The following is a 12,801-nucleotide window of genomic DNA, read 5'->3' on the forward strand; positions in this document are numbered from 1 at the left end:
TCGCTCTATTATGCCTCTCAAACGTAGTTTTTCCCATGTAGTATAGCGAAGAGCCATATTATTCTTGGTGAAGAAAAACTAGCAACCTATTAATACTTACGTCGAATAATAGCAAATGTTGCTGTAAAAAACAAAAAAACTGCGAGCTTTTCGTCGCGGATTAACCTGATCTTCCGACCGGTATCGTTAATCCTTCGGGCCATATGCACAACTAATTTGTACGAAATTTCATACAGAGCAAACGGAATGGCGCGTCTAACTGGAAAAACTCCACCTAGTTTGCTCCTCTGGAGCGAAAGTTGGTAACTACCTTGAAAATCCGTCTATTTTCATTTTCTGCTGGTGCCGAGCAAACGGAATGGCACGTCTAACTGGAAAAACTCCATCTAGTTTGCCCCTCTGGAGCGAAAGTCGGTAACTAAGTGGAAAAACTGCAGCTAGTTTGTGCAAAAAAGGCGATTTCAGCAAAAAACCTCCATTCTAACTGTAGTTTTTCCATCTAGTTTAGTCACTCTGCGCCATTTGCATCAATTTACCTGCATGAAATACAGTTAGACGCCCATGCAGGCCGCTTGGCCGCACCATCTGATGGTGAAAACAAGCCGGCGGATCCAGGAGAAGATTATAGCTTGGGGGATGGGGGGAAGGGTTATTGGCTGAACACGGGTCAAGGCTTCTTTTTGTGCCGTCAAATATGTTAAACTGGTAGGAAAAGCATAACTGGTGAGGATCGGTTTAGGAAGTCTGGTGAGACAGAGGAGCATGCGGAAAGTTTGGAACGGAAATGGCGGGAAGACTGTTCAAGCGGCGGACCGGGACGTTAACCGTATGGGAAATCCAAACTGGGCGCAAAATGTTCATTCAATCACCACACTTTTTAGGAAGGATGGGCAAGTATGGATATTACTCCGGAAGTGGAAGAGACACAAAAAAGGGAGATTAAGAAGCGAATAGGGTTTTCGATCCGTATTAATGTGTTCTTTTTCTGTATTTTTCTGTTGTTCTCTATCCTTATTGTTCGGCTGGCCATTCTTCAGTTTGTTCAAGGGGAAGAGCTGACAGCATGGGAAAAGAGAAATTTGAGCCGTAATATTTCGATTTCACCGATTCGTGGAAATATATATGATCGGGAGGAATCGCCGATCGCTTCGACAACGTCGACACAATCGGTATCTTACCGGATTGAGCCCGGTCAGACCAAAGAGGAAAAAATTGAGCTGGCCAAAAAGCTGGAGGAAATTTTCGTCCGCTTCGGCGATCCGTCCGTCGAACCGATGACCGCGGAGGAAATCATCGAGAGGATGGATGTCGGCTTCGACATCAACGGCGAGAAGTCAAAGGACCCCGCCTATACCTACTGGCCGAGGCGGATTAAATCCGGACTGACCCGGGATGAGATTGCTTATATTTCGGAACATCGCGACGAATTGAAGGGGCTTGAGGTCGAGGAGGAAAGCACCCGTGTATACGACCCGAGGCAAATTGCCGTGCAGTTGGTCGGATACTTGCGGCCTTATTCTACGGCGATAAATCAGAAGTCGAAATCGTTGGACCGGTACAAAGAGGAGAACAGCGACTATTTGAAGGATGAATATGTCGGTTTCGACGGGTTGGAATTGATGTATCAGGACGTGCTGCGGGGCCAGAACGGGGTGCGCACCTATCCTGTGAACAGCCGGGAGCAAATTGTCGGACATGTGGAAATTACACCTCCGGTCAAGGGAAACAACCTGTTCCTGACGATTCATAATGAGGTGCAGCTGGCAACCCAGCAGGCGATCACGGACCATTTGGAGCTTCTACAGAAGCATCCCCCGAATGCAACTTATGCCAAGGGCCGCAATGCGAAGGCCGGATATGCCGTTGCCATAGAGGTTGACTCGGGCAAGGTAGTGGCCATGGCGAGTATGCCTGATTATGATCCGAATGTATGGACCGGGGGGATTTCAACGGAGGCCTGGAACGCTATCCAGAACCGGTATACAAACGGGACGATACGAGAACGGTACGCGGATGTTCCGGACGATCAGGTAGGAAAATTTGCGTCATCGCTAGTTCCTCCAGGATCGGTGCTTAAACCGCTAACCGTGCTGGTCGGCCTGAACGAGAAATTGATTACACCCAACGAAAGGTATAATGACCGGGGAATCTTCACTTACGGTAAAAATAACAACGCCAAAGTCCGAAATTCGGATTACCGGGCCTACGGTCCGATTTCTCCCGCACGGGCTCTGCAAGTCTCCTCCAATACATTCGTGGCCGAAAGAGTAGGGAACCAGTTATATACCAAAGTTAAAGATCCTCTGGACGTCTGGCACTCCTATATGACGCAATTCGGGCTCGGGGTATCTACCGGAAGCGGCCTGCCCGGTGAAATCGAGGGAGATTACTATTATTACGAAACCGCCAAGAAACTGCAGGCGCAATTTCCGCTAATCAATGCCTCTTTCGGACAGGAAGCCCGCTATACGACGCTTCAGCTTGCGCAGTATACGATGATGCTGGCCAACAAAGGAAAGCGGTACAAGCCTCTCTTCGTGGACCGGATTACGACCTATGACTTCGAACTCGTGGAGAAGGTGGAGCCCGAGCTGCTTAACGAAGTAAGCTTCCCCGATGAATACTGGAAGGTGATCAAGGAAGGGATGACCAGTAAGGTGGACGGGTTCGACGGAGTTCCTTACACCTACGTCCGCAAAACCGGTACGTCGGAGTGGGAAATTGCCCGAAAGCATGTGGATAATGCGGTATTTATCGGCTATGCTCCCGCCGACAAACCGAAGCTGGCCGTTGCGGTGGTCGTTCCCGAGGGAGGATTCGGGGCTTACGGGGCAGCGCCGATCGCCAGAAAAATTTTCGATGCATACGATCAATACATCGGCCTGGACGGTATTCCGAAGGGACCGGCCGTTATAGAGTAGAATCCTTTAGAGGCGGGCTTTCTGCCCTGTGCCCTCACCTTGCACCTTTTGCAGGCGGGACGCATAGGGTAAAGAAAGGCCGCTGCTTTTTTATATTAAATGTTGCCCTAGGTAAAATGTTTTGTGAATCGCCTAAATAGTGGCTGTGAGAGATGCCGGATCAGAATCGGATCGTTCAAGGCATTCATGCGGCCTGCAATATGCCGGAAGGCCCCGCATTTCAAGCTCCGCAGCTTGCAATATGTTTTTATGACTAATGGAAGACAGGAGGAGAGGATCAATGAGCGGAAGAAGACTTAATTCTTCCTTGCAGCGCTTGATCATAAGCATGGTTTATTTGGTCCTGACCGCAGCGGGTGCTATGTGGTTAGGAGGGGCGGGAGCAGCGGTTGCAGCCTTAACCCTGTATAAATAAGCTGACCGGAAGCAGATTTACGCGCCGCGTAAAGGCAGGTTCCGTAATTGTCGGCGTCCTCTAGGGGAGAACCATACCGTATTACTTAAGCATCGCAGACCGCGACGCATGTGGTCGGCTGCCGACATGCAGCGCCATGCAGCGCCATGCAGCACCATGCAGCACCATGCAGCACCGGGAGCCGCGTTTAGATGCAGGAGGTGTCTGAACTTTTTGGCCGTTCGTTTCCGCAAGGCGTTAAGGTATGGTATACTAAGTCATCGGTATCTGATCTTCAATTGCCTTAAGATGCGGGCGCATCTTGGGGCATTGATGCTGAAATGGAGCTATTAATTACTTAAACAGCCATATAAGTTTGGAGAGTGTACCACATGTGCGGAATAGCAGGAGCGATGTATTTTACAGAAGAAGTACCGTCAGAACAATTGCTGCGCAGAATGACCGATGTAATCGTTCACCGGGGACCGGACGACTCGGGATTCTGGACGGATCCGGGAATAGGGTTAGGCTTTCGCAGACTGTCGATTATTGATTTGCAGGAAGGCCATCAGCCTCTGACTAACGAGGACGAATCGGTCTGGATCGTCTTTAACGGAGAGATATATAACTATAAAGCGCTTCGTCAGCAGCTTCAGAGCAAGGGACACCAGTTCCGGACACAGAGTGACACCGAGGTCATCGTTCATCTGTATGAGGAGTATGGCCCGGAATGCGTCAAGATGCTGCGCGGGATGTTCGGTTTTGTCATCTGGGACCGCAAGAAGAGACAGCTGTTCGGGGCGCGCGATCATTTCGGCATCAAGCCTTTCTATTATTCCTGCGGGCCGAATCAATTTCTGTTCGCCTCGGAAATCAAAAGCATTCTCGCGGCCGACGGAACGCGCCGTTCCGTGGAGACCGAGGCTTTCCTGAATTACTTGACGTTCCAATATGTCCCCGAGCCGATGACGATGTTCCAGGGCATCCGCAAGCTGCCCCCGGGTCATACGATTACGGTGCGGCCGGACGGAACCATTAAGCTGAGCCGTTACTGGGATCCGATGTTCGAGCCGGTGTCAAGGCCGTTCGATGATTACGTCGAGGAGATCCGCGAACGATTGAAGGATTCGGTCGTTCATCATATGCAGAGCGATGTGGAGAGAGGCTGTTTCCTGTCCAGCGGGATTGATTCCACAGCCATTGCCGCTCACATGCGGAGCATCGAGCCGATAAGGACCTTCTCGGTCGGTTTCGAAGGGGCCAACAATGAGACGACCATTGCCCGGGAGACAGCGGAAGCGCTGGGGACCGAGCATTATTCCAAGTTGATATCGGAGAAGGATTTCTTCGAATCGGTTCCGAAAGCGATTTGGCATCAGGATGAACCGGTAGCCGACCCATCCGCGATCGCCCTCTATCATGTGGCGCAGCTCGCAAGGGAACATGTAACGGTCGTATTGTCCGGCGAAGGAGCGGACGAGCTGTTCGGAGGCTACCGCATTTACCGGGAGCCGTTGTCTTTGCGTCCGATCTCCTGGCTGCCCTTGCCCCTTAAGAGGCTGCTTCATCAGCTTGTAGACAAGCTGCCTGCGGGGATGCCCGGAAGGAACTACTTGCTGAGGGGAACGACTCCTCTCGAAGAACGCTTCCTGGGAAATGCGAAAATATTCACCGAGGACATGAAGGCGGAAATTGTCCGCGCCAGCGGCTCCCTGCTGGATAACTACAAGAAGCCCGTGCAAATAGCGGCTGAGTTCTACAGCAAGACCCGTCACCTGGACCCGGTAACCCGGATGCAGTATATCGATATGAACCTGTGGCTGCCGGGCGATATTCTTATGAAGGCGGATAAGATGACCATGGCCCATTCCCTGGAGCTGCGCGTTCCGTTCCTGGACAAGGAGCTGTTCGAGCTGACGCGCAAAATTCCGGTCGATTATCGTCTGGGGCAGGGAACCACGAAATATATTTTCCGCAAAGCGATGGAAGGAATTATCCCGGACTTCATCCTCAACCGGCCGAAGCTGGGCTTTCCGGTGCCGATGAGGGAGTGGCTCAAGGGCAGTCGGGGTGAAATGGTGCTGGAGCAAGTGAAGGCCAGCGGAATAGGGGATTTGGTCAATCTGACGACTGTAGAGCAAATGGCGCTGAAGCACCGCAAAGGAGAAGGGGACTATGCCCGGAGACTTTGGGTGATCTATGTATTTGCATTGTGGCATGCTTCCTATATGCTGGAGAAGCCGGGCACTTCCTATGCTGCGGCTAATTCATAAAATATTAAACGTGTCGGAGGAGAGAGATGGCTGCGTACAAACTGATTGCGTTGGATATGGATGGTACATTCCTGACAGAGGAGAAGACGATTTCCGAGGAAAACCGCAAATGGGTTAACCAAGCGATCGAAGCCGGGGTTACGGTGATGTTTTCTACAGGGAGAGGGGTTCAGAATATTTCCCCTTATGTTGAGGATTTAGGATTGACTTCCCCGATGGTTGCCGTCAACGGCGGAGAAGTCTGGAAGTCTCCGCAGGAGCTTCTGAGCAGGACTCCGCTCCAAACTAGCTGGGTTCAACAGCTTCACCAAATGGCCTTGGAATATGATGTATGGTATTGGGGTTATACAGTGGGGGGCTTATATAATAAAGATAAATGGACTTCGGATTTGGAGTCGGAGCAGTGGCTCAAGTTCGGATTGTTTACCGAGGATCATGTTAAGCTGGCCGAGATTCGCAGCAAATTAGAGGAATGGGGCAATTTGGAAATAACCAACTCTCATGTTTCGAATCTGGAGCTGAATCCCCGCGGCATCAGCAAAGCAAGTGGAATCAGAGAGGTATGCGGCCTGCTGGGAGTGAAGATGGAGGAAGTGATTGCGATGGGGGACAGTCTTAACGATCTGGAGATGATCCGTCAGGTCGGTCTCGGAATCGCGATGGAGAACGCCCAGGAGGAACTGAAAAGAGAGGCGGATGCGGTTACCGCTTCGAACGAAGAGGATGGGGTCGCCAAGGCGATTCAGAAGTACATATTCGGGCTTTAAGAAATTCGGCGACTTTAAGGAACGAAGCGGAAGCCCGGATCCGGAGAAAAGTTGAAGTTCAAGGATTAAGCCTCAAAATCCTAAGTAAAGGTAAGGGGAATAGCCATGGCTATAGTGGGCTGGATACTGATAATCGCATTGTTTGTAGTCGGCATGCTCGGTACGGTAATTCCCGTGCTTCCTGGCGTGCTGGCGGTATATGCTGCGTTCTTTGTCTATGGCTGGTTTTTCAGCTTCGAGCCTTTCGGCTTCTGGTTCTGGGCTATACAGACCGCGATTGTGGTGGCCATTCTGGTGGCTGATTATATGATCAGTGCCCTCGGGGTCAAAAAATTCGGGGGGACAAAGGCTTCGGTCATTGGCAGCACTATCGGGATTATGATCGGTCCGTTTGTCATCCCGTTCGCCGGGCTGATTCTCGGTCCGTTCGTGGGAGCCTTCATCGGGGAATTGATTGCCGGGGCGGACTGGAAGCAGGCGGGGAAAGCCGGAATCGGCTCTGTCGTCGGATTTTTCTCAAGCGTGGTCGCTAAAGTTCTGCTTCAGCTGCTGATGATCTTCCTCTTCATCATCTGGCTAATCGTCTAAACCTTAATTGGGGGAAGGGTTGCAAGTGTCCAAGGATTCATTAGTTAAAGGAACCCTCATCCTTGCTGTCGCCGCTCTGGTTGCGCGTGTGCTCGGCGTGGTCCAAAGGGTTCCTCTCGTTTACTTGATAGGCGACCAAGGGATGGCTACGTTCTCGATCGCGTTCAATATTTATACTCCGCTTCTAACGATAGCTACGGCAGGCATTCCTAGCGCCCTAAGCAAAATGGTATCAGAGCGGACGGAGCTTGGGCGGCATGCCGAAGCCGACCGGATTTTTCGCGCCTCGGTACAGTTTGCCGTAGTGGCCGGTCTGATCATGACCGTTCTGCTGATTCTGATCGCCCCTTCCTATGCCCAAATGTCAGGGGACCCGTCCGCCGCGCTGGCTATAAGGGCGCTGGCTCCCGCTTTGCTGCTCTTCCCGCTTATCGCAATGATGCGCGGTTATTTCCAGGGAAGGCAGAGGATGATGCCGAACGGACTGTCCCAGGTCATAGAGCAGATTCTGAGGCTGATTACGGCGGTCGGACTTGCCTATTTGCTTCTGGCTATCGGCTGGGGGCATGATTGGGCGGTAGCCGGGGCTTCCTTCGGAGGAGTGATGGGCAGTGTCGGGGCATTCCTCGTCCTGCTTCTGTTCTATAAACTGCTCAGGGAGAAGGATGCGTCTCAAGGAATAAGGAGGAATGCTTCCTTCCGGCAAAAGCCGCTTCCTTATCGCACGATTTACGGGCAGATTTTTCGGCTGTCGGTGCCTATTGTGCTGTTTTCGATGGCGGTACCCTTGGTGTATTTTATCGATACCTCGACGGTCATTCCGCTGCTGCAGAATTTGATCGGCGCCGAGCAGGCCAAGATTGAGCTCGGTGTCTTGACGGGGAGGGCGCAGTCTCTGGCCGGGATTCCGATCATTCTGGCAGTCGCGCTCAGCCAGTCGATCGTCCCTATCGTATCGGCAGCCTATGCCCGCAATGATTTACCTCAGGTCCGGCAGCAAGCCGCCAAAGCGATGCAAATTTCGGTGCTGACCGGTCTGCCGGTCGTGCTCGCTATTGCTGTCGCTGCGAGGCCGATTAACGGCACGCTGTTTCCGGATGAGAACGGAACGCTGATCATTGCGCTGCTGACGGCTACCGCATTGTTCCAAATTATGATGCAGACATCGGGAGCCATTCTGATGGGCATCGGCGCCATGCGGCCGCTGATTCTCCATGTCCTCATCGGCCTGGCCGTCAAGCTGGGGGGCAGCTTCGTATTTGCCCCATGGCTGGGCATCAACGGAGTCGTGCTGTCAACAGCGCTTTGCTTCATCGTGATGATGCTGCTGAATTTCCGGACGCTGAAGGGCAAGGTTCCGTTCGTAATCCTGGGGCTTCCGCGCTGGATTCGGCTGATTGCCGCATCCGCCATCATCATCGCCGCGGGCGCCGGGGTCGAGCGGTTAATGTACCGTTACGTCACCTGGTTCCCGGCCAAGCTCGACTACTTCCTGAATGCGGCCGTCACGTGCCTGGTGGTCATCGCGCTCTATCCGCTGCTGCTGTTCACCTTCCGCATCGTGACGAAGAACGACCTGGCCAACCTGCCGGGGCCAGTGCAGAAGCTGGTCCGCAAGTTCTCTGCGGCCATCAATCGATGAGCTCGCGCGCGAGGATCGCGAGCTCCAGCTTGCGCAGCCCCGCGCAGTGCAGGCGCGTCAGCTCGGCCGGGGCCCCGGCTCTGGCGGCCGACAGGTGAGCGACCGGCGACAGGTCGCGGAACCAGTCGTACCGCTCCGGGGCCGCCAGCGGCCGATCCGGCCACGCCGCAGGCAGCCGGGGGCTGCACAGCCGGCTTGCGCCTTCGCGCAGCGCGCAGCCGTTCAGCCTTTCCGTATATGATGATGGAAAGGCTGTTTGCGTGGCCGCATCCTGGAACAGATGCGGCCAATAATCGGCCCGGGAGCCGCTGTGCGGCACTTCCCGGGCGAAGCGGTGGAAGCCGTCGCGGGCAGACGGCAGGCCGAACAGCAGCGCGTACAGCTGCTTGCCGATTTCGATCCGTTCGTCCAGATCGGGGAAGTTCTCCAGAACGCGGCCGTACAGCGGCCAAGGCTTCCCCGGATTCCCCGCACGGATCGGCATGCCCATCGCATCGGCAGCTTGCGATGGGGAGGGAGCGGCTTCGGCGCCCGGATAAGCGGCTGCCGGCCGCCCCGCGGACGCGGTAGCCTTGCTTCCCGCTGCCCGGCCAACTGCCGAAGACTCCGCCGGAGCGGATTTGCAAGGGAAGATGATCTGGTTGGTCTGCGTGGCGGCCTGGGTCAGGCGCATGAGCGAATGCAGCGCATGGTCTTGAAAGCGGGGATGCTCGGCAACCCTGGCTTGAATATAGTTCTGCTCATTGATGATTAGAGCAATCGTGATCAGAGCCGAGCTGCCTTCATCCCAGAACAGCTCCCACATCGGCTGCATGAAGCGGGAAACGTGGAGCCAGGGCAGCAGATGAAAGAGGGGGCGGTTCCATGTGCGGCTGCGTTCGTAAAGAAGCAATTGAGGAAAGGCATCCTGAAAAATGAGGGCGTTAGCCGTTTCGAGCATGTCGAAGACGGATTCAATTTCCCCCTCATCCAGCAGACGGGGAAGCAGTTCCCCGCGTAAATCGGTCATGTTCCACCCGCCATTGCGGGAAACCATATGAGCTAGCAGCGCCCAATGAATATCCGGGTGCTTGCCGTAAAACTCAAGATAAGCGGCAGTGCGCGTGAGGTTATTCCGGTTAAGGAGGGCGGTATGCTCTTGTAACTCGCGAACCAGCTCCTTTTCCCGGCTGCTTAATGCCTTATTTGAATGATGGGCAGGGGGCTTCCTCAGCTGTTCCTCCAGGCGGGAGACTAGCTGCCGTTTCCTCTCCGGAGAGAGGTTCAGGGGGATTTCCGCTTCACCGGACCGGACGGAAGCATGCCACAGCCGGTTGACCGAATCCGCGATCAAGCGAGCTATTCCTTTACCGAGCAGAAGTCCTTTAGCCCACATGCTGTCTCCCTTATTCGCCCCTTTCGATTCCGCCGCCATTTCATTGCCCCTTAATGAGAATGATAGTTTTTTACCACATTAGAAAGTTTAAGTTCATTAAAGCGTTAAAATGGAATAACTTTCCAACTGGCATAAAAAGCTACCTTTAAAACCGGGTTATTCGTCTTCGAAGAGGCTCCGTTAGGTGCTTTTTTTATAGTATGTTCCATTTATTTGAAATTATTGTGAACAGAAATCCTCTAAATTTAGTACCTCTCCACTCTACCGGCGAACACAAACCGGCCACAAAGTGAACACAAATGCGGGTACAAATTCCTGCGAAAATGCAGCAATTTTGATCGATTCAACTCAATCATGGAGAAAAGCCTGCGAAAATGCAGTAATTTTTGTATCAAATCCCCCGAGCTCCCGTCGAACGAGAAAAAAGATGTATTTGTTCAGGCTTTGCCGCGGATACGGAGCACCCCGGCCAAAATGATGCAGAATTGCAGGCTTTTTAAATTCCGCGGGGGGTTCCGCAAAGTACGAACGGGAAATTGTTTCCGCATTGCGCGCGACTCCCAGCGTGCGGTAATTGGCGTCGCATGACGCTGGTCAACCACACGCCTCTTCAAAGGCTGTATGGCCATGTCAATTTATGGGGATATTTATTTTCCCCAATCTGAATCTTAATTATTCTTTAAACGTAGTAATTAGCATGATATGATTATTATGTAAGGTGGAAATCCATGGAGACTCCGGTTTGGGATGGCAATAGGTCCTTTATTCTAGGCAGAGCTGCTGTCGTTGACTGAATCCGGTTCTGCGCCAAGGAGCGGCCTGTTTGATAGAATCGCTGCTGGATTAGCAGAGTGTTCTATTATCCAGTCCACCGGGAGGGGGATTTTCACCGAGCTAATAGTCTTCATTTATATCGACTAAGAGGGAGAGGATAGGTTTGAAGAAGAGGTACATAACATGGATGAGTGCTTTCGTCGGCCTGATGATGCTGGTGCTGACAGGCTGTCAATCCATTGGCGGCGTAGATTTGAATAAAGCGCTGCAGAACAACCTGGAGGTTGCCTCCTACGAAGGAACTTCCAATTTCTCGATAGAATTGATCGGAGGATCCGATTTTGACTGGGCGGCTGACGGAGAAGATCTGTCCTTCCTGAACAATCTTCAGCTGGAAATGAACAATATTAAAATGCAGGACCGGAACACCCTGTCTATGGACGCGGCATTAGTGACCGGTAAAGGAAAATTTCCTTTCTCCGTATCCATGACGAAAGAAGAGATAGCCGTTCAATTTGAAGGAGCCGCCAAGCCGGTTTATCTTAAGCTGGATGACTATACTTCGATAGACCCGATGATGATGACCATCAACTGGGCGGGGCTGTCCGAAACGCTGGAGAATAATCAAGAGCAGCTATTGAAGGCAGTAGGTCCTTTCATTATCAATAATTTGCCGAATCCGGACAATATTAAAGTTTCCAACACCAGCGAGCAGATTGACGGCATCTTTACGAATCTGACCAAGGTTCAGGTGGAAATCAAGGGAAGCGAAGTTCTGGATCTGCTTAAAGCTTTCATTGATAACATCAACGCTAACGATCAGGCCTTGAAGGAAGTCATCCAACAAATCTTTACTCTCGTAATCGATCCGGTTCAGAAAGAATTGCAAGGGGAGATTGAGGGTCTGGACAATGGTGTCGATGTTAGTCCCGCTACCGTGGATGAAATCTACAATGCGGCAAAAGAAGGATTGACGGAGCTGTCTCTAGAAATTGAGGCGATGAAAAATTCCGGAGAGGCTGACGAGTTCTTAAACGAGAACAACTACATGAAAGTAGATATGTATGTGGACAGCTCTTCTCAAATTCGCAAAATGGATATGGAGCTTGTCCTGAACAATCCGGAGCCGTCGAATGACGATTTGAATACGATCAAAATCAAATCGACGTCCGAGATGTGGAATATTAACCATGCGGTAAAAGCGGATATTATTAACACTCAGGATGGTTTGAATGTCGAGAGCGTGACTATGGGTAAGTTCCTGAAGAACCTCGACGCCAATTCTGCGCTTTACAAGCTTATGGTGGATGATTTGGGGCTGAAAAGCAAATATATTTACTTGCCGATCTGGGAAGAAGTAGACGGCGAATTGTATGAGCTTCCGTATATCGATCCCGTGACGGAGAAAGCTATGGCTCCGGTACGTTTTGTAACCGAAGAGCTTGATGCCGATGTAACGTGGGATAACGAGAAGCGGCAGGTGACCGTTGTCGACATCTGGACCGGCAAAACGATTGTGATGACCATTGAAAGCAGCACCGCTACCGTAGACGGCGTTCCCGTGGAGATGGAAGGGGTAGCCACGCTGCAAGGAGACACGACTTACGTCCCTCTTCGCTTTATCGCTGAAACCTTCGGTGCCGAAGTCAATTGGGATACGGAAGATTGGGCGGTTATTATTACTAGAGACTAAGCAGGGTAAATAAAGGGCGCGGCCATCAAGGGTCGCGCTTTTTTTATGTTGGGGGGGTATTTACAGGGCACCGTTAAGAGTCTTTTTTGGCTCCTCGGATTTTATGCCGGGATTCTACTTCTTTTCATTGTCGACACATTCCACAGAGTTTATTTAGAAAACGAGTGCTTAACTCAATATATTAGCTTCCTCGCTACTCTGGGTGGGGTAAATAGACAGCGATTTTATATGGAGAGGCGGGCATGATAAGCTGGTTAGCAACGCGAATTCCTTACCCTTCGCGGCTTTCGCGAGTACTCATGCCCGCAGAGGCTCCATGTCAAATCGCTCTATTATGCCTCTCAAACGTAGTTTTTCCCATGTAGTATAGCGAA

Annotated in this window: 8 protein-coding genes; 7 read left to right on the forward strand and 1 reads right to left on the reverse strand. The window is 51.9% G+C overall.

Translation table 11 applies throughout. The features are described from left to right. The first annotated feature begins 896 nt into the window (after positions 1-896). The 6 genes from ACFQ03_RS02825 to ACFQ03_RS02850 all read left to right on the forward strand — a co-directional run bounded on the left by ACFQ03_RS02825 (position 897) and on the right by ACFQ03_RS02850 (position 8,585). On the forward strand, positions 897-2,921 hold the full coding sequence (locus ACFQ03_RS02825; protein WP_144932348.1) for a peptidoglycan D,D-transpeptidase FtsI family protein: 2,025 nt from the start codon (positions 897-899) through the stop codon (positions 2,919-2,921). Positions 2,922-3,201: 280 nt separating this feature from the next. Further along, complete coding sequence (locus ACFQ03_RS02830; protein ID WP_260981931.1) at positions 3,202-3,336, forward strand: hypothetical protein; 135 nt, start codon at positions 3,202-3,204, stop codon at positions 3,334-3,336. 371 nt (positions 3,337-3,707) lie between these two features. Further along, positions 3,708-5,588 carry an asparagine synthase (glutamine-hydrolyzing) gene (gene asnB / locus ACFQ03_RS02835; RefSeq protein WP_144932346.1) on the forward strand — a complete coding sequence of 627 codons (1,881 nt, stop codon included), beginning with the start codon at positions 3,708-3,710 and terminating at the stop codon, positions 5,586-5,588. 26 nt (positions 5,589-5,614) lie between these two features. Further along, positions 5,615-6,355 carry an HAD family hydrolase gene (locus ACFQ03_RS02840; RefSeq protein WP_144932344.1) on the forward strand — a complete coding sequence of 247 codons (741 nt, stop codon included), beginning with the start codon at positions 5,615-5,617 and terminating at the stop codon, positions 6,353-6,355. Positions 6,356-6,460: 105 nt separating this feature from the next. Then, the gene (locus ACFQ03_RS02845) at positions 6,461-6,943 is read left to right on the forward strand and encodes a DUF456 domain-containing protein (protein WP_379285924.1); all 483 of its coding nucleotides are present in this window, start codon (positions 6,461-6,463) and stop codon (positions 6,941-6,943) included. Positions 6,944-6,968: 25 nt separating this feature from the next. Continuing rightward, a complete protein-coding gene (locus ACFQ03_RS02850) occupies positions 6,969-8,585 on the forward strand; it encodes a putative polysaccharide biosynthesis protein (protein ID WP_144932340.1) in 1,617 nt (538 codons plus the stop codon). On the opposite strand, the gene ACFQ03_RS02855 is transcribed toward ACFQ03_RS02850, so the two are convergent. Then, positions 8,575-9,999: a DUF2515 family protein gene (locus ACFQ03_RS02855; RefSeq protein WP_379285927.1), complete on the reverse strand. Its 1,425-nt coding sequence runs from the start codon at positions 9,997-9,999 to the stop codon at positions 8,575-8,577. The genes ACFQ03_RS02850 and ACFQ03_RS02855 overlap by 11 nt on opposite strands. A gap of 898 nt (positions 10,000-10,897) precedes the next feature. Between ACFQ03_RS02855 and ACFQ03_RS02860 the strand changes: the two genes are divergently transcribed. Further along, positions 10,898-12,427 carry a copper amine oxidase N-terminal domain-containing protein gene (locus tag ACFQ03_RS02860; protein ID WP_144932336.1) on the forward strand — a complete coding sequence of 510 codons (1,530 nt, stop codon included), beginning with the start codon at positions 10,898-10,900 and terminating at the stop codon, positions 12,425-12,427. The last annotated feature ends 374 nt before the right edge of the window (positions 12,428-12,801 follow it).

Source organism: Paenibacillus residui (genome assembly GCF_042677205.1).
GTDB classification, from domain to species: domain Bacteria; phylum Bacillota; class Bacilli; order Paenibacillales; family NBRC-103111; genus Paenibacillus_L; species Paenibacillus_L residui.